The organism is Pseudomonas sp. WS 5503, assembly GCF_012985385.1.
GTDB lineage: Bacteria > Pseudomonadota > Gammaproteobacteria > Pseudomonadales > Pseudomonadaceae > Aquipseudomonas > Aquipseudomonas paracarnis.
Genome location: NZ_JAAQWI010000001.1, coordinates 89,118 through 111,888, shown reverse-complemented (window position 1 = coordinate 111,888; position 22,771 = coordinate 89,118). Strand labels below are relative to the sequence as shown.

Sequence of the window (22,771 nt, the reverse complement as noted above, 5' to 3'; positions counted from 1 at the left end):
TGTTGGGGAGTCAGTTCTTTAAGCCATTGTGGCTGCAGTTTGTTGTGCAGTTGCTCATTGCGTGCGAGCAGGGCATTACTGCCATCGAAATGCAGTGAAAGATCCGCTGCATCATTGATGGTTTCGACAGTTTGGGCAGAGAGCAACGACGGTGTGCGAGAGGAGCCAGCTTCGGCTTGCGCTTGGGCGAACCCGGCCCGCATGGTTTCATTGACCTCGTCAGCCTGTCGCTGCAACAACTGGGAAAGGTTTGTGCCACGACGTCGCCGCAGACGGGGGCGAACCCCAGCATTAAATCATCACCCCACGGAGGGTTTCGACTGTGCTCTACCGACACCGGTAGACTTTTGAGTAGCAGGTTGGCCTTCTCGTCATCATTATCGATTCTCTGCATCAATGCTTCGCGGGCTTTGCCAGGGCTCGTGAACTCCTCGAAACCGTCCCCGGGGGTATAAAGCACTACAGGCCCGGTGGTGTCATCCAGCCCAATATTACGGGTGTCACTTGCGGTGTAAGGTGCCTCGGCCGACGAGCCGTCGCTGCGAGTGATAAGAAAACAACCGGCTAAAAATGCGCCGTTGGCGGAGTTGTCATCTATCCGGATCGGATACACCCCAGGCCGATCCCCTGCGGGAAGTTCGCGTTCGCGTGCTTCAAGGGTGGGGTATTGAAAGGCGGTGTCGATCAACTTTTTGCCAGCCTCGCTGAGGGTTCCGTCTTCAACCCGCAGGGCTGCCTCGGTGGAAAGCATTTGCCGATGCAGGGCGAGCAGTTGGGCTGAACGTGATGGCTGCTTGGAAGAGCCTACGGGTGATCTTTTCCAGTAGCTACTGAGCGCGCCTGAAAAGCGGGTTGCGATATCGTATGCAAGCGTCAGCAGGGAACCCTGATGCTCCAGCCTGGTTTGGGGAGCACCCGCAGGTCCGTCAATGTAAAAGCCCGTTTGTATGTCGGCACTGTGCTCTTCAGTGTTGGGCGTGCCAGTGACGGCGTTTATGTGGACTTGCGCGACTTTTTCGAGCAATGCCTCCGATAAGCTTTGCGTAGAAATCAGCACGGGCTCTGCCGGCGGCTGTTTTCGATAGGTGTTGACGTGGATAATGTTCGGGTCGATTGATGTGAGCTGGGGAAAGGCTTTTTTCAACTGAGCCTGGGTGAAGCGTTGGAATGTCATCTGCTGACTGAGTAAATCAATAATTTTCTGGTTGTACGCCTGATGCTGCTCAATCAATTGGGATTGCGCGGCGACTGCGTTCGGCCCTGTATCATTGGCAACGACTGGCTTTATGCCGGCTACTTGGATTTTGATCCGATCATCCGGGTCTAGTCCCAACGGCTTGGGCTGAGGGTGATGCGATAAAGGCGGGTGTTGCGTTGTCGATTCAGAGGCTGTGCCCACGGACAGCTGGATCGCTTGCGGCGCATGTGTTTGGCTGACAGAGAGAGACGTTGAGCGCATTTAACATCCTAAGGATAGATATGCAGTTCCTTCCGCCTGAGAAATGATCAAGGCTTCGTGCCCTGGGGCCAACTAAGTGAGTGGAGGCGTCCTATTGGTTCCAAGGCCGAACTCATGTACATCTGGAAACAGGAATTCTCATAAAAGACAGGTAGTACGGCCGGGGTTTTGATATTTGTTGCACAACTCACCGGGCTCACATTTAGAAGGACCCGCATGTCGTTCGTCGAAACCAATCAAGTCCACCTGCTTGCCGCACTGTGGTTCATTCTCTGCTGGGGCGGCTATACCCGTTATGCCACCTGGAAAGCTCGAGATACGGCCTGCCTGGCCAGCGTGTTGCACCTGTACCGTGAAGACTGGATGCGCCGCATGCTGTTGCGCGATAACCGCATCGCCGATGCCAGCGTGATCGGCAACCTGGAGCGTAATGCCTCGTTCTTTGCCTCCAGTACCTTGATCATCCTTGCGGGTATCCTGACCGTGCTCGGTGCTTCGGAGCGGGCGGTGTCGTTGCTGGCAGACATTCCGATGGTGCAGCAGGCGTCCCAGGGCATGTCGGAGGTCAAGTTGCTGTGCCTGGCCCTGGTATTTGTCTATGCGTTTTTTACTTTCAGCTGGTGCATGCGTCAGTACAACTTCGCGGCGGTGCTGGTGGGCTCGGCGCCGATGATTGGTGAACGACATGTGTCGGAGCAGGAGCGCAATGCATTTGCCTTGCGGGCGGCGCGGGTGATTTCGATGGCGGCCAACCAGTTCAACTTTGGCCTGCGTGCGTATTACTTCGGCATGACCATGCTGGCCTGGTTTGTCAGCCCCTGGTTGTTCATGTTGATGAGCAGCGGGGTGGTGCTGGTGCTGTACCGCCGCGAGTTCCATTCCGATGTATTGCAGGTGATGGTGTATACCCCGACCGATATGCCAGCAGTCGACGCTGTAAAAGAGGGCGCATCGTAGCGCTGGCAGTAAATCGCAGACAAAGAAAAGCCCGCTTAGTCAGCGGGCTTTCTTTTTGCTGCAATACAGCTTCAAACCCTGCGATTACTGCTTGGCAGGTTCTGCAGGTGCAGCAGGTGCAGCTTCTTTTGCAGCAGCTTCGTTCGATTCGGCCTGAGCTTTGGCAGCTTCGGCGTTTTCTTTCGCAGCGTCGTTCACTTTATCCTGTGCTTTAGCCATATCTTGCTGAGCTTGCTCAGCATGTGCAGCAGCGTCTTGGGCTTTGTCTTCGGATTTCTTGTCGCAGGCAGCCAGACCGAGAGCAGCGGCCAGCATCATGGAAATAGCTAATGTCTTACGCATGGGGTGTTTCTCCTTATTGAAGATATCTACTGGCCTTTCGAACCCAAGGGGCCAGCATTAGTTCCTTATGTCCCACAGATATATAGCATGTTTCGTACAGGAACTTTACCCAGTCATTCCAATCCGCCGAATTCACACTAATAAGAGTCTAAAAACAATGACCGTAAACCCTTTGTTGGAGCGTGCCGTGCGCTTCGTTTCGGCCCTGCGCCATTGCCAGGTGCTGGGTGTGGCGGTGCATGAAGCCAGCGAGGAGGGCATGACCCTCGTACTGCCTTATGGGCCGCATATTGTCGGTGATCCCCTGACCGGGGTGATCCACGGCGGCGCGCTGACCTCCTTGATGGACACCGCTTGCGGCATGGCGACCCTGTGCGTATTGCCCGAGTTCGAGGTGTGCCCCACCCTGGACCTGCGTATCGACTACATGCATCCCGCCGAACCCCATAAGCCGGTGTATGGCTTCGCGCAATGCTACCGGGTCACCACCGACGTGATCTTCACCCGTGGCGTTGCCTATCAGGATGACCCGCAACAACCTATCGCCCATGTGGTAGGCACGTTCATGCGCATGGGCAAGCGCCTCAAAGGCACTCAAGGCTTGGGCACTGTCATCAAGGGAGAACAGGCATGACGCATCGGTTCAAGACGCGCCTGGAGCAAGCCCTCGACCGTGGCAACTACGATGCGCTGCTCGAGCTGGTGCCCTATGCCAGGCTGATCGGCATCGAATGCACCCGCCTGGGGGATGAGTTGCTGTTTCGCCTGCCGGCCAGCAAGGACAATATTGGTAACCCCATATTGCCAGCGCTGCATGGCGGGGTGATCGCCGGCTTCATGGAGCTGGCAGCCGGCATGCACCTGCTGGTGTTCACTGGCGCTCCGGGCCTGCCGAAAATCATCGACTTCTCCCTGGATTACCTGCGCGCCGGCCAGTTTCGGGACACCTATGCCAAGTGTCAGGTATGGCGCCAGGGCCGGCGCGTGGCCAACGTGGCGATTACCGCTTGGCAGAGCACGCCGGCCGAACCGATTGCCACTGCCCGGGCACATTTCAAAATTGAGGAATTGGTCCGCCCTTGAAATCCTGGTCTTAGTCCCCAACTTTGATGACAACCCGCCGCCAACCCTCAAGGGCGCGGCCACTGCCATCCAATTGGAGTTTGATGACCATGAGTGTGGAAACTCAAAAGGAAACCCTGGGCTTCCAGACCGAGGTGAAGCAACTGCTGCACCTCATGATCCATTCGCTGTATTCCAACAAGGAAATTTTCCTTCGCGAATTGATCTCGAACGCCTCTGACGCTGTCGATAAATTACGTTTCGAAGCCCTGTCCAAGCCCGAGTTGCTGGAAGGCGGCGCGGAACTCAAGATCCGTGTGAGCTACGACAAAGACGCCAAGACCGTCACCCTCGAAGACAACGGTATCGGCATGAGCCGTGACGATGCGATCACCCACCTGGGGACCATCGCCAAGTCCGGCACCGCAGATTTCATGAAGAACCTGTCGGGCGACCAGAAAAAAGACTCTCACCTGATCGGCCAATTCGGCGTGGGCTTCTATTCGGCCTTCATCGTCGCCGACAAGGTTGAAGTATTCAGCCGCCGCGCCGGCCTTGACGCCAGCGAAGGCGTGCACTGGGCTTCCAAGGGCGAGGGCGAATTTGAAATCGCCACTATCGACAAGGCTGACCGTGGTACGCGCATCGTGCTGCACCTGAAAGCCGGTGAAGACGAATTCGCCGATGGCTGGCGTCTGCGCAACATCATCAAGAAGTACTCCGACCACATCGCGTTGCCGATCGAGTTGCCCAAGGAACAGACCGTTGCCGAAGGCGAAGAAGCCCCTGCGGTGGAGTGGGAAACCGTCAACCGCGCCAGCGCCCTGTGGACCCGTCCGCGTACCGAGATCAAGGACGAGGAATACCAGGAGTTCTACAAGCACATCGGGCACGACTACGAGAACCCGCTGAGCTGGAGCCACAACAAGGTTGAAGGCAAGCTCGAATACAGCTCGCTGCTCTACGTACCGGCCCGTGCTCCGTTCGACCTGTACCAGCGCGAGGCGCCAAAAGGCCTGAAGCTGTACGTGCAGCGCGTGTTCGTAATGGACCAGGCGGAATCCTTCCTGCCGCTGTACCTGCGCTTTATCAAAGGTGTGGTCGACTCCAACGACCTGTCGCTGAACGTGTCGCGGGAAATCCTGCAGAAAGACCCGATCATCGACTCCATGAAGTCGGCGCTGACCAAGCGCGTACTCGACATGCTGGAAAAGCTGGCGAAGAACGAGCCTGAGCAATACAAGAGCTTCTGGAAAAACTTCGGCCAGGTCATGAAAGAAGGCCCGGCGGAAGATTTTGCCAACAAGGAAAAAATCGCCGGTTTGCTGCGTTTTGCCTCGACTCAAGGCGAAGACGGCGAGCAGGTTGTGTCCCTGGCTGACTACCTGGCACGTGCCAAGGAAGGTCAGGACAAGATCTACTACCTGACCGGCGAAACCTACGCCCAGGTCAAGAACAGCCCGCACCTGGAAGTCTTCCGCAAGAAAGGCATCGAAGTGCTGCTGCTGACCGACCGTATCGATGAGTGGCTGATGAGCTACCTCACCGAGTTCGACGGCAAAACCTTCGTCGACGTGGCCCGTGGTGACCTGGACCTGGGTAACCTGGACTCCGAAGAAGAGAAGAAAGAAGCCGAAGAAGTCGCCAAGTCCAAAGAGGGCCTGGTTGAGCGCATCAAGGCTTCCCTGGGCGAAGCGGTGAGTGAAGTGCGGGTTTCCCACCGCCTGACCGATTCCCCGGCGATCCTGGCTATCGGCGAGCAGGACCTGGGTATGCAGATGCGCCAGATCCTCGAAGCCAGCGGCCAGAAAGTGCCGGATTCCAAGCCCATCTTCGAATTCAACCCGTCTCACCCGCTGATCGAGAAACTCGATGGCGAGCAGAGCGAAGAGCGGTTTGGCGACCTGTCGCACATCCTCTTCGACCAGGCCGCCCTGGCAGCCGGCGACAGCTTGAAGGACCCGGCCGCGTATGTGCGCCGACTGAACAAGCTGTTGGTTGAATTGTCGGTTTAACACCGTTGTAGAAAAACCCGCTTCGGCGGGTTTTTTCGTTCTGGCTCTACTGTAGGAGCGAGCTTGCTCGCGAAGAACGTCAACGATAACGCGCAAATGCTGAATGAGCGCGGTGATCTCACGTTTTTCGCGAGCAAGAACTAGGCGTCCCCCTCGCTCCTACAGGGAGCATCGTCAATCCATCTGAATTGGAGAAAATGATGAGCCAAGTCACTGTACGTTCCGTGGTCTATCAGATTGATGGCCAGTCTTATGAAAGCCGTCTGGCATTCGATGCCAGCCACAAGGGCCCGTTGCCGGGACTGCTGATGGCGCCGAACTGGATGGGCGTGAGTGCGGGGGCCGAAGAGATCGCGAAGGCCGTTGCCGGCAAAGGCTACGTGGTGCTGATTGCCGACCTCTACGGGCAAAACGTACGTCCTTCAAATGGCGATGAAGCGGGCGCGGCGATGATGCCGTTGAAGAATGATCGCCCGTTGCTGAACAAGCGCATGCAAGCCGCCTTCGAGCAACTGCAAGGCCAAGCTGAAGCCGCGGTGGATACGTCGAAACTGGCCACCTTCGGCTTCTGCTTTGGCGGTTGCTGCTCCCTGGAACTGGCCCGTACCGGCGCGCCGCTGAAGGCTGCCGTGTCGTTCCATGGCACTCTGGATACACCGAACCCCGCAGACGCGAAGAACATCAAGGGTTCAGTGCTGGTGCTGCATGGCGCCTCGGACCCGTTGGTGCCAAAAGAGCAACTGCCAGCGTTCGAAGATGAAATGAACGCGGCGGGTGTGGATTGGCAGTTGCTCAGCTACGGCGGCGCGGTGCATTCCTTCACCGACCCCCATGCCAATGTGCCGGGCAAGATGATGTACGACGCCAAGACCGCCGCACGGGCTTTCCAGTCGATGCATAACTTGTTGGATGAAGTGTTCAAGGGCTGATTTCTCAGCGCCTGATCGGACGCCATCGCAGGCAAGCCAGCTCCTACATTCTAAAATGTGTATACCCATCAAATGTGGGAGCTGGCTTGCCTGCGATAGCTATTTCACAGGCAACTCGATTCTTTCTGACTCCCCCGGCACAGTCGGCCAATCCCCAGCCGCCCAACGCTGTCTCGCCTGCTCGATCACAGCCGGGTCGCTCGCCACAAAATTCCAGTTGATCCGCCGTGGCCCATCCAGCGGTGCCCCGCCAAATACCATCAGGTGGCAATCACTCTCGGCATACAGAGTCATCTCCTGCACAGTCGGCAATACCACCAAGCTGTTGACCTCCAGGGCTTCACCGTCCAATTGCACCTCACCCTCCAGCACATACACCGCGCGTTCCTCATGTTCATCAGGAATCAACAGGGTGGTGGCGGTTTGCATCTGTACTTCGGCATACAGCGTCGGCGACAGCACCGGCACCGGTGATCTGAGGCAAAAACCATCACCGGCGATCAAACGCACCTGCACGCCGAGGTTATCGCTTATCGGCAAACTTGCGGCTGGGTGATGGCTGTAGTGTCCGGGCCCGGTCTCGTGGTCCTTGGGCGAGGCCAGCCACACCTGCAGGCCATGCAGGTTGAAACCCCTGGCCTTGACCGCTTCTGGTGTGCGCTCGACGTGGGCAATCGCGCTGCCGGCGGTCATCCAGCTGACATCGCCGGCTTGCACCACCTGGTCCGAGCCAAGGCTGTCCTTGTGCTGCAAGGTGCCTTCAAACAGGTAGGTGAGGGTGGACAGGCCGATGTGGGGATGCTGGCGGATATTCATGCCGTTACCCGGTGCGTAGCGGGTCGGCAGCATATGGTCGAAAAATACAAAGGGACCGACGCTGCGGCATTCACGCGAGGGCAGGGGCCGCAGGATAGGCTGGCCTTCTACATCTTCGGGGCGAGGGCGAATCACGGTGAGGGTGGTCATGGGCATCCCAGTCTGAGCGGGTTGGATGCTTTGAGCATAACCCGCTCGATGGGAAGTTGGGGCTATTGGCTGAAGGCGCCTTCCGACAATTTCGTCTCGATAGTGACTTCGGCGGTGGTCATCAGCTTATGTACCGGGCACTTATCGGCCACGCGATGCAGTTCATCGCGCTGGGCGTCGGTGAGTACGCCCTTGAGGGTCAGCTTGACGTTGAGTTTGTATTTACCCTTTTGCTCTTCGTCGCTGTCGTGAGTGACCTCCACGGTCACGCCGGTCAGCGGGATATCTTTTTTCTGCGCGTAGAGCCTTACGGTCAAGGCTTTGCACGACGCCAGCGCAGCATCGAAATAATCGTGGGGGGAGGGCGCCGAATCGTCACCGCCCAGGCTCTTGGGCAGGTCGGTAAACAGCTCGTGATTATTGATATTCACGCTGTGACGGAAGTTTTCAGCGTTCAGCGTATTAACGGTAACAGGCATGGCAAACCTCATAAGGGCGCAGGATGAAGGTCATGCAGTTATAGAGCATGCTGGCACCCCAGTGTTCCGGTTTTTTCCATGCTGAACCCTGAAGGCTGGCGCAAGGTCTACCCGTTTCAACCCTTATTGAGGTTTTACCGTGTCTGGAGCCCGCCTGAGTCTTGCCTTGTTGCTCGCCGCCAGCAGCCTTGTCGCGCAGGCCCGTGACTATGCCTACAGCGACGCGCACCTGCACTACGTGGATTTTTTCCAGGAAACCGCCGGCATGGACAAGCTGCTCAAGGCCATGGCGGACAACCGCATTGAGCACGTCATGATTTCCGGGATTCCCGTGGCCAAGAAATGGCACGAAGACGAGCCCAAGCGCCCGCGCTATTACGCCGGTGACGACGCCGATGCCTATTGGTACAGCGCCACGGATGTGGTCGTCGCGGCGGCGGTCAATAAACTTTCCCCCGAGCAACGCCAGCACTTTCATCCCTTCCTCGCCGGTTTCAATCCCAACGACAAAAACTCCGCCGCCCACATCCAGCGTATGCTCGACCTCAACCCAGGGCTGTGGCAGGGCATCGGTGAAGTGTTCACCCGGCACGATGACCTTACCGCCCTGACCTCCGGTGACACCCCGCGCGCCAATAACGAAGCCATGACGCGCATTTACCACCTGGCGGCCGAAAACGACCTGCCGGTGATGCTGCACTCCAACATCACCTCCAAACGTGAGCGCAACCCGCTGTACCTGGCGGAAGTCGAGCAGCCGTTACGCAATCACCCGCACACGCGTTTTATCTGGGCCCATGCCGGTACCAGCAAGGAAATTCACCGTCATCAGGTGCAGATGGACTTTTTGTTGCCTACCCTGACGCGCCTGCTTGAGGCGTACCCCAACCTGTATATCGACCTGTCCTGGAGCATGCTCACGCCCTATCTGCTGGATGACGCCGGCAAGCCACGGCCGCAATGGGTTGCGCTGGTGGAGCGCTTCCCGGATCGCTTCATGCTCGGCTCCGATGTTGTGGGGCGCTTCAATAAGTTGGGCAAAGAGATGCGCCGTTTCGATCCTTTCCTCGATGCGTTGCCCGAAGACGTTGCCCACAAGGTTGCGCGCGACAACTTCCTCGCCATCCTGCCCAAGCCGCATCGCGATGGCGACGCGCCTTGATATCGCGTTTTGATCTTACGCCAATGACCTGAGGTGCCGATAACGTCCAAGAGACCCGCTGCAGGTGGATGCAGTACTTTTGGAAGGAACCCTGGCATGAATATCCGCAGTTTGAATATCGCCCCTCGCGCCGGCCTGGGCTTTGGTGTGCTGGCGTTGATGGTGTTCGTCTTGGGCGGCTTTGCCCTGTTGCAGATGGCCAATATGCGCCAGCAGTCGGACCAGGTGGAGACCAACTGGCTGCCCAGCGTGATGGCGGTGGGGGAGATGAACCAGGATGTGTTGCGCATTCGGGCGCTGACGTTGCGCTTGCTGGTCAACCGCGACCCCCAGGCGGTGGCGCAGAACGAGCAGAAAATTGCCGAGATCAAAACCGGTTTGCACCACGCTGAAGGCGTGTACGAGGCATTGATCGTCTTGCCTGAGGAGCGCGTGCTGTTTGATCGCTTCAAGGTCGAGGAGCAGCAGTACCTGCAACGCCAGGAGCAGGTGGTGGGCTTATCCAAGGCCAATCGGCTGGAGGAGGCCATTGCGGTGGTCAATGGCGAAATGAATCAGATGGCTGACCAGATGGCCGTGACGCTGCGTGAGTTGGTCAATCTGAACAAGTCCAGCGCCAACGAGGCCGCCCGGCTGGCACAGCAGGTGTTCAGCCAGTCGCGGGTCTGGGTGATGACCATGATTGGCGTCACGGCGTTGGTCACGATTGGCCTGGCGGTGTGGCTGACACGCAGCATCGTGCTGCCGCTGGCACAGTCGTTGAAAGTGGCCCAGGGCGTTGCCAGTGGCGACTTGACGGGCGACATCAGGCTCAGTGGCAGCGACGAGCCGGCGCGCTTGCAACAGGCGCTCAAGCGCATGCAGGAGAGCTTGCGCGACACTATCCGGCGCATATCAGAATCGTCGAACCAATTGGCGTCGGCTTCCGAAGAGCTCAGTTGCGTCACCGAGGATGCGACCCGTGGTTTGCACCAGCAGAACCAGGAAATCGAACAGGCGGCCACGGCAGTCAATCAGATGACGGTGGCGGTGGAGGAGGTGGCGAGCAATGCCGTGGCCACTTCCCAGGCGTCTCGCGAATCCGACCGGATTGCCCAGCAAGGGCGTGAGCAGGTGCAGCAGACGGTGGTGTCGATTGAAGCCCTCGCGACCGATGTGACCGCCAATGTGACCCAGGTCGAAGCGCTGGCGCAAAAGGTCTATGGCATCAGCACAGTGCTGGATGTGATTCGCTCGATTGCCGAGCAAACCAACTTGCTGGCACTGAACGCGGCGATTGAAGCGGCGCGAGCGGGGGATGCCGGGCGCGGGTTTGCGGTGGTAGCCGATGAAGTGCGGGCCTTGGCCCATCGCACGCAACAGTCGACCCAGGAAATCGAGCAGATGATCAGCGGGATTCAGCAGGGCACCGACCAGGCTGTCAGCTCGATGCAGCAGAGCAATACACGGGCGCGCTCTACATTGGATCTCGCCAAATCGGCGGGCATGGCCCTGGAAGAGATTGCCTCGGCATTCACCTTGATCAACGAACGCAACCTGGTGATTGCCAGCGCGTCGGAGCAGCAGGCGGCGGTGGCTCGGGAGGTGGATCGTAACCTGATGAATATCCGCGACCTCGCGCACCAGACATCGACCGGGGCTAACCAGACCAGTGCGGCGAGCCAGGAGCTGTCGCGGTTGGCGGTGGATCTGAATTCGATGGTGGCGCGGTTTTCGGTGTAGGGCCGGGAACCGGGGCGGCCCAGCCACAGGCAAGCCAGCTCCCACACTGGACCGTATTCCTTCAGGATGAACGCGGTCGAACGTGGGAGCTGGCTTGCCTGCGATGAAGGCGACGCGGTTTCAAATCAAACGCAAAAAAAAGCCCCGAACCAGTCGGGGCTTTTTCGTGTGATCAACCTGCGGGCTTACTTGCCCTGCCAGCGCTTGAGTACCAAGGTGGCATTGGTGCCACCGAAGCCAAAGCTGTTGCTCATCACGGTGTCGATCTTGGCGTTTTCAACGGTCTTGGTCAGGATTGGCATATCGGCCACAACCGGATCAATCTCGTCGATGTTGGCCGAGCCGGCCATGAAGTTGCCTTCCATCATCAGCAGGCAATAGATCGCTTCGTGAACGCCAGCGGCGCCCAGGGAGTGACCCGACAGGCTCTTGGTGGAGCTGATCTTCGGAGCCTTGTCGCCAAATACCGCGCGCACGCCTTCCATTTCCTTGGCATCGCCGACCGGGGTCGAAGTGCCGTGGGTGTTCAGGTAGTCGATTGGGGTATCGACGGTGGACATTGCCATCTGCATGCAGCGGATGGCGCCTTCACCGCTTGGCGCAACCATGTCGTAGCCGTCGGACGTCGCGCCGTAGCCGACGATTTCCGCGTAGATCTTGGCGCCACGGGCCAGGGCGTGTTCCAGCTCCTCGACCACCACCATGCCACCACCACCGGCGATGACGAAACCGTCACGCTTGGCGTCGTAAGCGCGGGAGGCTTTTTCCGGGGTTTCGTTGTACTGGGTGGACAAGGCACCCATGGCGTCGAACAGGAACGACTGGCTCCAATGCTCTTCTTCACCGCCGCCGGCAAACACGATGTCCTGCTTGCCCAGTTGGATCTGCTCAACGGCAGTCCCAATGCAGTGGGCGCTGGTGGCGCATGCGGAGGAGATCGAGTAGTTCACGCCCTTGATCTGGAATGGCGTAGCCAGGCAGGCGGAAACGGTGCTGCCCATGGTCCGCGTTACACGGTACGGGCCAACGCGCTTCACGCCTTTTTCGCGCAGGATGTCCAGCGCTTCCATCTGGTTGAGGGTCGATGCGCCGCCGGAGCCGGCGATCAGGCCGGTGCGTACGTTCGAAACCTGGTCTTCGCTCAGGCCGGAGTCGGCGATCGCGTCTTTCATGGCCAGGTAGGCGTAGGCGGCAGCGTGGCCGACGAAGCGATAGATCTTGCGATCGATCAGTTCTTCGAGGGGCAGGTCAATGGAGCCGGAAACCTGGCTACGCAGACCCATTTCGGCATATTCCGGGTTGAAGCGGATGCCAGGGCGACTTGCACGCAGGTTAGCGGTGACGGTCTCTTTGTCATTGCCCAGGCAAGAAACGATGCCCAGACCAGTGATAACGACGCGGCGCATGCGGATAACCCTTAAAAGTTGTCAGTGGAAGTGAATACGCCGACCCGAAGGCCTTCGGCAGTATAGATCTCGCGACCGTCGACAGTCACCGAACCGTCGGCGATGGCCAGGTTCAGCTTGCCCTTGAGGACGCGCTTGATTTGAATGTTGTAGGTGACTTTCTTGGCGCTCGGCAGTACCTGGCCAAAGAACTTCACTTCGCCCGAACCCAGGGCGCGACCGCGGCCCGGCAGGCCTTGCCAGCCCAGGTAGAAGCCAACCAGTTGCCACATGGCGTCAAGGCCCAGGCAACCTGGCATCACAGGGTCGCCTTCGAAGTGGCAAGCGAAGAACCACAGGTCAGGGGTGATATCCAGCTCGGCGACCAATTCACCTTTGCCGTACTTGCCACCCTCTTCGCTGATATGGGTGATGCGATCCACCATCAGCATGTTCGGGGCGGGCAGTTGCGCGTTACCTGGGCCGAACAGCTCACCGCGACTGCAGCGCAGCAGGTCTTCCCGAGTAAAGGCGTTTTGTTTGGTCATGCGAGCTCCTCAATAATCCCATGCGGCAGGGTAGGGCAAATCTTCCCGAACCGAATGAAGCGTTCATGCCTCATAGCGGCAGCCTACACATAGACTATTGCGTTGTAGTGAAAGTCACAGCGGCAAGGCACTGAATGTACACTTGTTCACTGAAATTTTAAACCGGGCCTGTTTATCAGCCCGTTCGGGTGCCTAAGACTGCCGCACTTTCGTCTTTCACGCCAGTCGCAGTTGGCTGATGGCGCGGCGCTATTGCACCCAGCGCTGCAGGATTTGCTGCAAATCCGTGCGTTTGAACGGCTTGGCCAGGTAATCGTTCATTCCGGCTGCCAGGCAGGCTTCGCGATCGCCCTGCAAGGCGTTGGCCGTCAGGGCGATGATCGGCAGATCGGCGCAGCCGGGCAGTTGGCGAATCTGCCGTGTGGCTTCGTAGCCGTCGATCAAGGGCAGGCGACAATCCATCAGGATGGCGGTGAAAATCAGGCTCTCGGCGCTGCGGATCGCCTCGGCGCCGTCCGTGGCCAGGCTGACTTCGAAGCCCAGGCTGCGCAGCATCGCTTCGACCACGGTGCGGTTGACCGGGTTGTCTTCCACCAGCAGCACATGGCGGCCATCGCCGGCGCTGGCTTTGCCAGGCGCGTCGGGAGCAGCGGCCGCCATTTGTTGCTGGGCGATGGCCAGCGGAATCTCCAAGGTGAACACTGAACCTCGACCTTCTTCGCTCTGGGCGCGCAAGGTGCCACCCATACGTTCGGCCAGGGTGCGCGCAATCGGCAGGCCCAGGCCCGTGCCACCGTAACGTCTGGAAATGGAGCTGTCTGCCTGCTGGAATGCATCGAACATCAAATCCAGGCGTTCGGCGGAAATACCGATACCGCTGTCGCGTACGGTGCAGGTGAACCACACCAACTCATGGTCCAGGGTTTGCCAGTGGGGCTCCACGGTCACGCTGCCATGTTCGGTAAATTTCAATGCATTGCCGATCAGGTTCACCAGAATCTGGCGGATCCGCGTCGGGTCGCCGCGCACACGCAGAGCCTCCATGCCCATGGGAATGGGCAGTTCCAGGCTCAGCCCGCGCTGCTGGGCGCTGTGCTGGAAAGCCTGGGCGCAGCTGTTGATCAGATCGGCCAGGCTGAACGGAATATGTTCCAGTTCCAGGGCGGCGCGTTCAATGCGTGAGAAATCGAGGATGTCATTGATCACCTTGAGCAAATGCTCGGTGGACTCGCAAGCCAGCGCCGCGTACTCAGTCTGCTCCTCGGTCATCTCCGTGGTTTCCAGCAGTTGCAGCATGCCCAGCACGCCATTCATGGGCGTGCGCAGTTCGTGGCTCATCATCGCCAGGAAATCTGACTTGGCGTTGTTCGCCCGCTCGGCTTCTTCACGGGTCTGGATCAACTGCGCCATGGCTTGTTGCTGTTCGCGACTGGCCTGTTGAAGGCCCTCGGCCAGGTTGTTGATATGCCGCGAGAGGTCGCCCAATTCCGAGTCATCGACGATGGGCAGTGGCGTCTTGTAATCGCCTTGCTGGATGGCCTTGACCGCGTGCCCCATGGCGCTGATCGGCTGTGACAGGCTGGCCGACAAGCGTCGCGCCAGCAGGAAGGTAAACAGCAGGGCAAACAGCGCCAGGACCCCTGCCTTGAACAGGATTTCCTGCTGGCGCTGGCTGAAAGCGTCGTTGGACATGCCCACAATCACCCGCCCCAGGTAGTCCGCGCGGGGTGCCTTGGGTTCGCTGAGGTTGTCCTGGAAAAAGTCATTGTTGAGCTGGATGTGTTGCAGGCGGATCGGTGCCTGGAACACCTTAACCGACAGCGAACGGTCATGCCGCTCGGACGGCTGCTCCACATACACCAAAATGTTCTCGGCGCTGTCCTGGATCTCCAGGAAGCGCACATGGGGTGTGGCCAAGGTCGCACGCAGCAGGGTTTCAAGCACATCGTTGTTGCCGGAAATCACGCCGTACTCAGTGGCAGGCGCCAGCTGGTTGGCGATCAATTGACCGGTGTGGTCCAGCTCCTGGCGCAAGTCCTGAATGCGCACGAAGGTGAAGAAGGTGATGAGCAGCAGGGTCAACAGCAGCGCGGGGCCCAAGGTAATGAGCTGGGTGCGGGTGTTGATATCCCAACGACGGCGCAAGGTCATGGGCGTTGTTCTCCTTCGGCCAGGCGGGCGGCAACGGCGATTTCATCGACCTGTTCGATGCCCAGTGAGCGCGCGACTTGTGGGTTGCCCACGACTTTGAAGTACTGCGGGTAGAGCGTGCTGGGCCAACTGGCCGGCGGCTGGTCCAGCAGTCGGTCCAGTACCGCGAGCCAGTCGGATTGATCGCTGTAGGTGCTGGCCAGGCTGCCGGCCCGCACGAACCCAGCATTGGGCCCCACCAATGGCAGTTGTTGGGCGTAGCTGCTCAGCAACAGGTTTTTTACGGTCTTGGGGTTGTACAGCTGCGGATCGTCGAGGCCCAGTAGCACGTCGCTGTTTTTGAACAGGGTTTGCAGCGGGCGACTGTCGCTGGTGTTGTCCCAGGGCTGGGGCATGATTTCCAGGCCCATGGGTTTGGCGAACTGGATCAGTTCGCGCAGCAGGAATTCGCTATCGACCCCGTACAGCACGCCGACGCGCCGGGCCTGGGGCAGGATATTGGCGATCAGGCGCAGCTGACGTTCCAGCGGCGGGTCGCTCCATAGCAGACTGATTTTTGCCGGGTGGGAGTTGCCCAGGCGTTGTCGGGCCTGCAGGCGGCTGATGCGCAGCACCAGGGTTGGTGGCCCCTGAGCATCCTGCAGGCGCCAGTCCAGACCCGGCAGGTCAAGGAGAATCAGGCGTGTGCTGGCAGGCAGGTGACTGGGCGCTGGCAACTGCTTGAGTGGCGTGAAGCTGACCTGGTCTTCGGGGCGTTGTTGGGCAAGGGCCTGGGTAAAGGCGCGCACGCCGGCGCTGTCTTCGGCGGCCGTCAGCAGAATGTCGGCACTCCACGCCGGCGCTGTCAGCAACAGGCAGACGAGCAGCAGGCCGCGGCGCCAAAACCGTGAAACCAACAAGAGGGTCATCCGTGACTGGTCGGCCATGTCAGAAGTCCAGCTCGGCGCTGAAGTAGAGAACGTGGCGATGGTCGTAGTTGTTGTCGGCCCAGGTGGTGGGCTGGTCATCCAGGCGTTGCTGCAACATGCCCGCCAGCTCCACATTGGCTTTGCCTACGGCAATGCGCTTGGCCACCCGCAGGTCGACCCGCTGGAAGCGATATTGGTTGAGTGCGTCGTCGCCATAGTAGAACAAGGCGCTGGACCAACCCTGGCCCCACTCACGCAGCCAACCGGCCGAGCCACTGTTACGCGCGGTTTGCGCTTTGTCCAGCGGGTTGCTGGAGGTGGCGTCTACATAAGCATAGGTCAGGCGCAGGCGGTCGGCGTCACTCACGCGCCAGTCGAACTGCGACTCGGCACCGCTAAAACGCGAGCTGTTGGCGTTGCTGGCGATGTATTGGTTGTTGCGCAGCGGCGAGCTGATCATGTCGGTGATTTCGTCATAGAACAGCTTCACGTCGACATTCAGCCCCAGCTCGGCAAAGAAGCCGTTGTAGCCCAGTTCGCGCGAACGCATCAACTCTTTGTCGAGGTTGCCAGGGCCGCGCGTCACGACAAAATATTGACCGGCGTTTTGCCCGTAGGTCGGGGAGCTGAGATTGGTGACGCGGTAGCTCCAATTGACGTTGTTCTCGAACATGTCCGGCGAGCGGATTGCCTCGGAGTACACCGCGCGCAAGCCGTGGCGAGGATTGATCAGGTAATTGACCGCCACACGCGGCGTGAGCGAGTTGCCGCTCAGGTGGGTGTCTTCGTACATGGCGCCACCTTGCAGCAGCCAGTGCTCGCTGGCGCGCCATTCCAGGTGGCCGAACAGGCGCCAGGTGGTGTCGTCCAGGGTGCCATTGAAGTAGGTTTCGGAGTCGGCGCGGTCATAGCGGTAATTCATACCGCTGACCAGGCGCAGGCTGTCGGAGAGGCTGAGCGTGTCCTGGATCTCCACGTCGTAGCGGCTTTCGCGGGTGCTTTGGTCGATATCGCCGCACACGCTTTGGTTGGCACCGTTGCGCCACTGGTCCAGCACCTGGTTGGCCAAGGCCTGTTCGGCGGCGTTACCCGGTGGGGCGGAGCCTTGGCTGTAGGTGTCCATGTGCCGTGCCAGCAATTCGGCATAGTTGGGGTTGAGCTGCCATAACTGGGTCAGTTCAGGGCTGAACGAGGCCTTGGCGTCACAGGCTTTCCAGATTTGCTTGCGGTCCCATTGCTGTGCCGAGCCCTGGATATACAGGCTGTGGTCGGGGTTGAAGTCGAAGTTCCAGCGCAGGGAGCCTGCGTAGTCCTTGGCGGTGACATCGGAATTGGTGCCGCCTTCGGTAATTCCGGCAAACACCGGGGTGTAGGTATAAGGGCGCTGGTTGGTGCCTTCCTTGACGTCCAGTTGCCAATCGAGACTTTGTTGCGCGTTCAAGGCCTGGCTCACCGCCAGGCTGAAACGGTTGAGACGACGCCCGTCACGGCGGTCGGCGCCGACCGCGTCGCTGTCAAAACCATCGTCCTGTTGCCCGGACAGAGACAAGCGCAAATCGCCGGTCTCCCAGCCCACACCCTGGCTGGCATAGAAGTCATTGATGCCACGCTCGCCACGGATGACCTTTACCCGCGAGCCGTGGCTGTTGGCTGGCGAGCGGGTGAGGATATTCACCACCGCCATCAGCGCATTGGCACCGTAGCTGACGGTGTTGGGGCCGCGAAAGACCTCGATGCGCTCGATGTCCTCCATGGCCACTGGGATATCGCTCCAATCCACCGTGGCCAGGCCGGCGCGGTAGACCGAGCGACCGTCGATCAGCACCTGCATGCGCCGTGCGTCACTGGCGCTGGTGCCATGGTAATTCACCGACGCCTGGTTGCCGCTGGTGTAGCCGACCATCATCCCCGGGACCAGCCGCAGCAGTTCCGAGATGTCCCGGGCACCGCTGGCCTTGATCAGCTCACTGTCGATCACCGTCATGCTGCCGGGCACGGCGGCGGCCGATTGCTTGAGACGCGTGGCGGTCAAGACCTGCGGCAGCGGCTGGCTGTCGAGGAACAGATCGTCGGCCTGCGCGCAGGTAGCGCACAACAGCACCAACAACAATGATGAGCGAGGAGGAGGGCCCAGATACACGGCACGGCCTTGTTAATTGCGGATAGCCGCCCATGTTAACCGAGGTGCGGCTGTTTGCCAGTCGTCGGACTTGCATTTACTTCGCACGCCTTTGGCATTTTCTGACTCGCGCGAATTGATACGGGGGCTGGCCGCAAGCGGGGCGCCCCGTATAATGCCGCCATCGCCACTGGTATGGATTAACGGATTGCATATGACTGAACAGCGCCCTATTGCGGTTCTGGGAGGCGGAAGTTTTGGTACCGCCGTGGCTAACCTGCTGGCCGAGAACGGTCACGCGGTGCGCCAGTGGATGCGCGACCCCGAGCAGGCCGAAGCCATTCGCGTGCATCGCGAAAACCCTCGTTACCTTAAAGGTATCAAGATTCATCCCGCCGTCGAGCCGGTGACCGACCTGTTGGAAACCCTCACGGCCTGCGACCTGTGCTTTGTCGCGCTGCCTTCCAGCGCCTTGCGCTCGGTACTGGCGCCACACGCCGAACGCTTGGCCGGCAAGTTACTGGTCAGCCTGACCAAGGGCATCGAAGCCCACACCTTCAAGTTGATGAGTGAAATCCTCACCGAAATCGCCCCTCAGGCGCGCATTGGCGTGCTGTCCGGGCCAAACCTTGCTCGGGAAGTCGCCGAGCACGCGTTGACCGCCACCGTGGTCGCCAGTGAGGACGAGGCTTTGTGCGAGCGCGTCCAGGCCGTGTTGCACGGCCGTACCTTCCGGGTCTACGCCAGCGGCGATCGCTTCGGCGTCGAATTGGGCGGGGCCTTGAAAAACGTCTACGCGATCATTGCTGGCATGGCCGTGGCCCTGGGCATGGGCGAAAACACCAAGAGCATGCTGATTACCCGCGCACTGGCCGAGATGACACGTTTTGCGGTGAACCAGGGCGCCAACCCGATGACCTTCCTCGGCCTGGCGGGCGTAGGGGACTTGATCGTCACCTGTTCTTCGCCCAAAAGCCGCAACTACCAGGTCGGGTTCGCCTTGGGCCAAGGGCTGAGCCTGGAGGAAGCGGTGACGCGTCTGGGCGAAGTGGCCGAGGGGGTCAACACCCTCAAGGTCTTGAAGGCCAAGGCCCAGGAAGTGGGCGTGTACATGCCGCTGGTCGCCGGCCTGCATGCGATCCTGTTCGAAGGGCGCACCCTGAACCAGGTCATCGAGTTGCTGATGCGGGCCGAGCCCAAGACCGATGTCGACTTTATTTCCACCAGTGGTTTCAACTGAGGAACGCGTCATGAACGATCCCAAAGCTGCCCCCCCATACGAGTCGATTGTCTTGCGCATCCTGTGGATGCTGGTGTTTGCGCTGGTGTGGCAGGTGGCGCAATTCCTGCTCGGTGCGCTGGTGGTGGTGCAATTGATTTACCGGCTGATCTACGGCGCACCGAACCTGGGCCTGATGAACTTTGGCGACAGCCTCAGCCAGTTCCTGGCGCAGATTGGCCGCTTCGGCAGCTTCCACACCGAGCAAAAGCCCTGGCCGTTCGCCGATTGGCCAACCCCACGCGCCCCCGAAGGCGAAGCGGCCCACAGCGTACCGCCGGCACCGCACCCGGTGCGCGATGAAGAGCCGAAGCTATGAAAGTATGGATTCTGCGTCACGGCGAGGCCCAAGCGCATGCGCGCACGGACGCCGAGCGCAACCTTACCGAGCATGGGCGTGCTGAAGTATTGCGCAGTGCTGCGCACCTGATTGGCCAGCCCTTGGGCGCCATCATTGCCAGCCCTTATGTTAGGGCGCAGCAGACGGCGCAGTTGGTGCGCGATGTGCTGGGGTTTGAGCCTGAGATCTGCACGGTGCCGTGGTTGACGCCCGATGGGGATGTCCAGCGAGTGCTGGAGAAACTCGACACCGACGACGACGTGCTGTTGGTTAGCCACCAACCGCTGGTGGGTAGCCTGATCAGTTTTCTGCAGCATGGACACCAGCGCCAGCCACAGCCGATGTACACGGCCAGCCTGGCGGAGCTTGAGGGTGACTTTCCGTTGGCTGGCTTGATGAGTCTGGTGGATGTGAAGAATCCTTAGGCATCGTGCGACGCTGTGGCGAGGGAGCTTGCTCCCGCGACGGCCTGCCAGCCGACGCCTATCTCGCTGACACCCCGCGATCCAATTGTGGGAGCTGGCTTGCCTGCGATGACGACCTGACAGGCGACACTGTTATACCGAGTACATATCCACTCCTGCAGTAACGGCCACTTAGAGTTCAACGGCGGGTCACTTTTGGAAAAGGCCCCGGAATTCCGGCCAGCGTGGTTCGACGGGGCGCCTGAGATCAAGAGCAGATCAAGAGCGTCTCGCTTCGCATCGTGGTGAGCGGCAGGCCGTTTCCTTCGTCTGTGCTATACAGTCAACCAAGCAAGTGCTTGGTTGGCTGTATCTCGGATCACAAAGGAGCGCGTCCCATGCCTGTCGCTTTTCGTTTGCCGTTGCAGGTCTTCTTCGAGCGTGAAGCGCGGCACCCGCGCAAAGTCTTCCTCGTTCAACCCATCGGCGGCGGTGAGGTGCAGGCCCTCACCTGGGGCGATGTCGGCCACCAGGCCCGTTGCGCCGCGCACTGGCTGCGTGCGCGGGAGTTGCCCCAGGGCTCGCACATTGCGCTGATTTCAAAAAACTGCGCCCACTGGATCATCGCCGACCTGGCGATCTGGATGGCAGGGCATGTGTCGGTGCCGCTTTATCCCAACCTCACCGCGGACTCAGTCGCCCATGTGCTGACTCACTCGCAGGCGCGGTTGGCGCTGATCGGCAAGCTGGATGATTGGTCGGCGATGGCGCCTGGCGTTCCTGTGGGTGTGCCGACTATCAGTCTGCCGCTGTGCCCTCCTGAAGAGACTTTCGATTTCAGTTGGGCGGACCTGCAAGCCTGTTCACCGATCCAGGACAACCCGCTACCGGATGCCGCCAGCCTGGCCACTATCATCTACACCTCCGGTACGACCGGCCTGCCTAAAGGGGTGATGCACAGTTTCGGCGCCTTGGGGTTTGCTGCTTCGGGCGGTACTGAGCTGTTTGGCCTGGGGGAGGGCGACCGGTTGCTGTCGTACCTGCCGCTGTGCCATGTGGCGGAGCGGATGTTTGTAGAAATGGCGTCGATCTATACCGGGCAAACCGTTTTTTTCGCCGAGAGCCTGGAAACCTTCCTCACCGATCTGCGCAGGGCGCGGCCGACGGCCTTGTTTGGCGTGCCGCGCATCTGGACCAAATTCCAACTGGGCGTCTACGCCAAAATCCCGGAAAAACGCCTCGATACCCTGTTACGCCTGCCTTTTATCGGCAAACGCGTCGGCCATAAAATTCTCGCCGGCCTGGGGCTGGATGCGCTGCGCATCGCCCTGTCCGGCGCCGCGCCGGTGCCCGAGGCGTTGCTGCGTTGGTATCAGCGCCTGGGCCTGGATGTGCTGGAGGTGTACGGCATGACCGAAAACTGCGGCTATTCCCATGTGTGTCGCCCAGGTGGGCAAACGCTCGGTTGGATCGGCCAGCCCTGCCCAGGCGTGCAAGTGCGTATCGACCCGTCAGGCGAAGTGCAGGTACACAGTGGCGCGACCATGTTGGGCTACTTCAAGGACCCGCAGAAAACCGCGGATACGCTCACCGCAGATGGCTTCCTGCGGACGGGTGACAAGGGCGAGCAGGACGCGGACGGTCGCCTGCGCCTGACCGGGCGTCTCAAGGAAATTTTCAAGACCAGCAAAGGCAAATATGTAGCCCCGGCGCCGATTGAAAACCGCCTGGCCGAACATGCACGTATTGAACAGGTGTGTGTGGTCGGCGAGGGGCTCAGTGCGCCGATAGGGCTGTGCGTGTTGTCGGCGCCCGGCGAGGACCGCCAAGCCCTCGGCAGCGGCCTTGAGCGCTGGCTGGCACAGGTGAACGCGGGCCTGGACAAGCATGAACGCATGGGGCAATTGGTGGTGGTGAAAGACCAATGGGCGGTGGAAAACGGTTTTCTCACGCCGACCTTGAAGATCAAACGCAACGTGATCGAGTCGACGTACGGGCCACAATTGCAAGCATGGAGCACGCGCGCCGAAACCGTTTTGTGGCAGGATTAGGGCCGTAATAAAACCAACAAGGACAACCGTATGAGCCTGTGGCGTACCCAACCGAATATCGAACACCTCAACGCGATCCAGAAAAACACCATCGGTGAAATGCTGGATATTCGTTTCGAAAGCTTCGACGACGAATCCCTTACCGCCAGTATGGTGGTCGACCACCGCACCCATCAGCCCTACGGCCTGCTGCACGGCGGCGCCTCGGTGGTGCTGGCCGAAAGTGTCGGCTCCATGGCCGCCTACTTGTGCATTGATGCAAGCAAGTTCTATTGCGTGGGCCTGGAGGTCAACGCCAACCACCTGCGCGGCGTGCGCAGCGGCCGGGTAACTGCGGTGGCCAAGGCTATTCATATCGGGCGTACCACCCAGGTGTGGGACATCCGCCTGAGCAGCGACGAGGGCAAGGCCAGTTGTGTCTCGCGCCTGACCATGGCCGTGGTGCCGCTGGGTGAACAACCGCCGGCGCGATAGCGCGTGGCGTGAGTGTCAT

The 22,771-nt window shown here is 59.9% G+C and carries 21 protein-coding genes; 12 read left to right on the top strand and 9 right to left on the bottom strand.

Annotated elements, in window-relative coordinates:
* Positions 1 to 10: 10 nt before the first annotated feature.
* Positions 11 to 1,459: a DUF6543 domain-containing protein gene (locus HBO10_RS31650; RefSeq protein ID WP_034127194.1), complete on the bottom strand. Its 1,449-nt coding sequence runs from the start codon at positions 1,457 to 1,459 to the stop codon at positions 11 to 13.
* A 216-nt stretch (positions 1,460 to 1,675) separates the two neighbouring features.
* Between HBO10_RS31650 and HBO10_RS00540 the strand changes: the two genes are divergently transcribed.
* Positions 1,676 to 2,416 (top strand): DUF599 family protein, encoded by a 741-nt coding sequence (locus tag HBO10_RS00540; protein WP_034127195.1) that lies wholly within the window; start codon positions 1,676 to 1,678, stop codon positions 2,414 to 2,416.
* A gap of 84 nt (positions 2,417 to 2,500) precedes the next feature.
* Here HBO10_RS00540 and HBO10_RS00535 read toward each other — a convergent pair whose 3' ends face one another.
* Positions 2,501 to 2,758: a hypothetical protein gene (locus HBO10_RS00535; protein ID WP_034127196.1), complete on the bottom strand. Its 258-nt coding sequence runs from the start codon at positions 2,756 to 2,758 to the stop codon at positions 2,501 to 2,503.
* Positions 2,759 to 2,915: 157 nt separating this feature from the next.
* On the opposite strand from HBO10_RS00535, the gene HBO10_RS00530 reads away from it, so the two are divergent.
* The 4 genes from HBO10_RS00530 (at position 2,916) to HBO10_RS00515 (ending at position 6,764) form a co-directional block, all read left to right on the top strand.
* On the top strand, positions 2,916 to 3,392 hold the full coding sequence (locus HBO10_RS00530; protein WP_014717736.1) for a PaaI family thioesterase: 477 nt from the start codon (positions 2,916 to 2,918) through the stop codon (positions 3,390 to 3,392).
* On the top strand, positions 3,389 to 3,841 hold the full coding sequence (locus HBO10_RS00525) for a PaaI family thioesterase (RefSeq protein WP_034127197.1): 453 nt from the start codon (positions 3,389 to 3,391) through the stop codon (positions 3,839 to 3,841). Before HBO10_RS00530 ends, HBO10_RS00525 begins: the two co-directional genes overlap by 4 nt.
* 89 nt (positions 3,842 to 3,930) lie before the next feature.
* Positions 3,931 to 5,835, top strand: a complete 1,905-nt coding sequence (gene htpG, locus HBO10_RS00520) for a molecular chaperone HtpG (protein WP_014717738.1) — start codon at positions 3,931 to 3,933, stop codon at positions 5,833 to 5,835.
* 200 nt (positions 5,836 to 6,035) lie between these two features.
* On the top strand, positions 6,036 to 6,764 hold the full coding sequence (locus HBO10_RS00515; RefSeq protein WP_034127198.1) for a dienelactone hydrolase family protein: 729 nt from the start codon (positions 6,036 to 6,038) through the stop codon (positions 6,762 to 6,764).
* 99 nt (positions 6,765 to 6,863) lie between these two features.
* On the opposite strand, the gene HBO10_RS00510 is transcribed toward HBO10_RS00515, so the two are convergent.
* Both HBO10_RS00510 and HBO10_RS00505 read right to left on the bottom strand, forming a co-directional pair.
* Complete coding sequence (locus HBO10_RS00510) at positions 6,864 to 7,730, bottom strand: pirin family protein (RefSeq protein ID WP_034127199.1); 867 nt, start codon at positions 7,728 to 7,730, stop codon at positions 6,864 to 6,866.
* A gap of 62 nt (positions 7,731 to 7,792) precedes the next feature.
* Entirely contained in the window at positions 7,793 to 8,209 is a 417-nt protein-coding gene (locus HBO10_RS00505) for an OsmC family protein (RefSeq protein WP_034127200.1), read from the bottom strand.
* A 139-nt stretch (positions 8,210 to 8,348) separates the two neighbouring features.
* On the opposite strand from HBO10_RS00505, the gene HBO10_RS00500 reads away from it, so the two are divergent.
* Together HBO10_RS00500 and HBO10_RS00495 are read left to right on the top strand one after the other, a co-directional pair.
* Positions 8,349 to 9,371: an amidohydrolase family protein gene (locus HBO10_RS00500; RefSeq protein ID WP_034127201.1), complete on the top strand. Its 1,023-nt coding sequence runs from the start codon at positions 8,349 to 8,351 to the stop codon at positions 9,369 to 9,371.
* Between the two features lie 96 nt (positions 9,372 to 9,467).
* Positions 9,468 to 11,093 carry a methyl-accepting chemotaxis protein gene (locus HBO10_RS00495; protein WP_034127202.1) on the top strand — a complete coding sequence of 542 codons (1,626 nt, stop codon included), beginning with the start codon at positions 9,468 to 9,470 and terminating at the stop codon, positions 11,091 to 11,093.
* 185 nt (positions 11,094 to 11,278) lie between these two features.
* On the opposite strand, the gene fabB is transcribed toward HBO10_RS00495, so the two are convergent.
* The 5 genes from fabB to HBO10_RS00470 form a co-directional block, all read right to left on the bottom strand.
* The gene (fabB, locus tag HBO10_RS00490) at positions 11,279 to 12,499 is read right to left on the bottom strand and encodes a beta-ketoacyl-ACP synthase I (protein WP_003190033.1); all 1,221 of its coding nucleotides are present in this window, start codon (positions 12,497 to 12,499) and stop codon (positions 11,279 to 11,281) included.
* A gap of 11 nt (positions 12,500 to 12,510) precedes the next feature.
* Positions 12,511 to 13,026: a 3-hydroxyacyl-[acyl-carrier-protein] dehydratase FabA gene (fabA, locus tag HBO10_RS00485; RefSeq protein ID WP_003190035.1), complete on the bottom strand. Its 516-nt coding sequence runs from the start codon at positions 13,024 to 13,026 to the stop codon at positions 12,511 to 12,513.
* Positions 13,027 to 13,275: 249 nt separating this feature from the next.
* Positions 13,276 to 15,177: an ATP-binding protein gene (locus HBO10_RS00480; RefSeq protein ID WP_034127203.1), complete on the bottom strand. Its 1,902-nt coding sequence runs from the start codon at positions 15,175 to 15,177 to the stop codon at positions 13,276 to 13,278.
* A complete protein-coding gene (locus HBO10_RS00475) occupies positions 15,174 to 16,103 on the bottom strand; it encodes an ABC transporter substrate binding protein (RefSeq protein WP_034127204.1) in 930 nt (309 codons plus the stop codon). The genes HBO10_RS00480 and HBO10_RS00475 overlap by 4 nt, the downstream gene beginning before the upstream one ends.
* Before the next feature lies 1 nt (position 16,104).
* Positions 16,105 to 18,225, bottom strand: coding sequence for a TonB-dependent receptor (locus tag HBO10_RS00470; protein ID WP_080757672.1), 2,121 nt, complete (start codon positions 18,223 to 18,225; stop codon positions 16,105 to 16,107).
* A 193-nt stretch (positions 18,226 to 18,418) separates the two neighbouring features.
* Between HBO10_RS00470 and HBO10_RS00465 the strand changes: the two genes are divergently transcribed.
* From HBO10_RS00465 to HBO10_RS00445, 5 genes are all read left to right on the top strand, one after another.
* Complete coding sequence (locus tag HBO10_RS00465; protein WP_034127205.1) at positions 18,419 to 19,444, top strand: NAD(P)H-dependent glycerol-3-phosphate dehydrogenase; 1,026 nt, start codon at positions 18,419 to 18,421, stop codon at positions 19,442 to 19,444.
* A gap of 10 nt (positions 19,445 to 19,454) precedes the next feature.
* Positions 19,455 to 19,802 carry a DUF4389 domain-containing protein gene (locus HBO10_RS00460; RefSeq protein ID WP_003190047.1) on the top strand — a complete coding sequence of 116 codons (348 nt, stop codon included), beginning with the start codon at positions 19,455 to 19,457 and terminating at the stop codon, positions 19,800 to 19,802.
* Positions 19,799 to 20,248: a phosphohistidine phosphatase SixA gene (gene sixA, locus HBO10_RS00455; RefSeq protein ID WP_034127206.1), complete on the top strand. Its 450-nt coding sequence runs from the start codon at positions 19,799 to 19,801 to the stop codon at positions 20,246 to 20,248. The genes HBO10_RS00460 and sixA overlap by 4 nt, the downstream gene beginning before the upstream one ends.
* A gap of 377 nt (positions 20,249 to 20,625) precedes the next feature.
* On the top strand, positions 20,626 to 22,278 hold the full coding sequence (locus HBO10_RS00450) for an AMP-binding protein (protein WP_034127207.1): 1,653 nt from the start codon (positions 20,626 to 20,628) through the stop codon (positions 22,276 to 22,278).
* Positions 22,279 to 22,308: 30 nt separating this feature from the next.
* Complete coding sequence (locus HBO10_RS00445) at positions 22,309 to 22,752, top strand: hotdog fold thioesterase (RefSeq protein WP_014717751.1); 444 nt, start codon at positions 22,309 to 22,311, stop codon at positions 22,750 to 22,752.
* Positions 22,753 to 22,771 lie beyond the last annotated feature (19 nt).

Coding starts and splice junctions, on each gene's coding strand:
- HBO10_RS00465 (WP_034127205.1), top strand. CDS start 18,419: ATGACTGAACAGCGCCCTATTGCGGTTCTGGGAGGCGGAAGTTTTGGT.
- fabA (WP_003190035.1), bottom strand. CDS start 13,026: ATGACCAAACAAAACGCCTTTACTCGGGAAGACCTGCTGCGCTGCAGT.
- HBO10_RS00445 (WP_014717751.1), top strand. CDS start 22,309: ATGAGCCTGTGGCGTACCCAACCGAATATCGAACACCTCAACGCGATC.
- htpG (WP_014717738.1), top strand. CDS start 3,931: ATGAGTGTGGAAACTCAAAAGGAAACCCTGGGCTTCCAGACCGAGGTG.
- HBO10_RS00480 (WP_034127203.1), bottom strand. CDS start 15,177: ATGACCTTGCGCCGTCGTTGGGATATCAACACCCGCACCCAGCTCATT.
- HBO10_RS00530 (WP_014717736.1), top strand. CDS start 2,916: ATGACCGTAAACCCTTTGTTGGAGCGTGCCGTGCGCTTCGTTTCGGCC.
- HBO10_RS00540 (WP_034127195.1), top strand. CDS start 1,676: ATGTCGTTCGTCGAAACCAATCAAGTCCACCTGCTTGCCGCACTGTGG.
- HBO10_RS00450 (WP_034127207.1), top strand. CDS start 20,626: ATGCCTGTCGCTTTTCGTTTGCCGTTGCAGGTCTTCTTCGAGCGTGAA.
- fabB (WP_003190033.1), bottom strand. CDS start 12,499: ATGCGCCGCGTCGTTATCACTGGTCTGGGCATCGTTTCTTGCCTGGGC.
- HBO10_RS00475 (WP_034127204.1), bottom strand. CDS start 16,103: ATGGCCGACCAGTCACGGATGACCCTCTTGTTGGTTTCACGGTTTTGG.
- HBO10_RS00525 (WP_034127197.1), top strand. CDS start 3,389: ATGACGCATCGGTTCAAGACGCGCCTGGAGCAAGCCCTCGACCGTGGC.
- HBO10_RS00535 (WP_034127196.1), bottom strand. CDS start 2,758: ATGCGTAAGACATTAGCTATTTCCATGATGCTGGCCGCTGCTCTCGGT.
- sixA (WP_034127206.1), top strand. CDS start 19,799: ATGAAAGTATGGATTCTGCGTCACGGCGAGGCCCAAGCGCATGCGCGC.
- HBO10_RS00510 (WP_034127199.1), bottom strand. CDS start 7,730: ATGACCACCCTCACCGTGATTCGCCCTCGCCCCGAAGATGTAGAAGGC.
- HBO10_RS00515 (WP_034127198.1), top strand. CDS start 6,036: ATGAGCCAAGTCACTGTACGTTCCGTGGTCTATCAGATTGATGGCCAG.
- HBO10_RS31650 (WP_034127194.1), bottom strand. CDS start 1,459: ATGCGCTCAACGTCTCTCTCTGTCAGCCAAACACATGCGCCGCAAGCG.
- HBO10_RS00495 (WP_034127202.1), top strand. CDS start 9,468: ATGAATATCCGCAGTTTGAATATCGCCCCTCGCGCCGGCCTGGGCTTT.
- HBO10_RS00460 (WP_003190047.1), top strand. CDS start 19,455: ATGAACGATCCCAAAGCTGCCCCCCCATACGAGTCGATTGTCTTGCGC.
- HBO10_RS00505 (WP_034127200.1), bottom strand. CDS start 8,209: ATGCCTGTTACCGTTAATACGCTGAACGCTGAAAACTTCCGTCACAGC.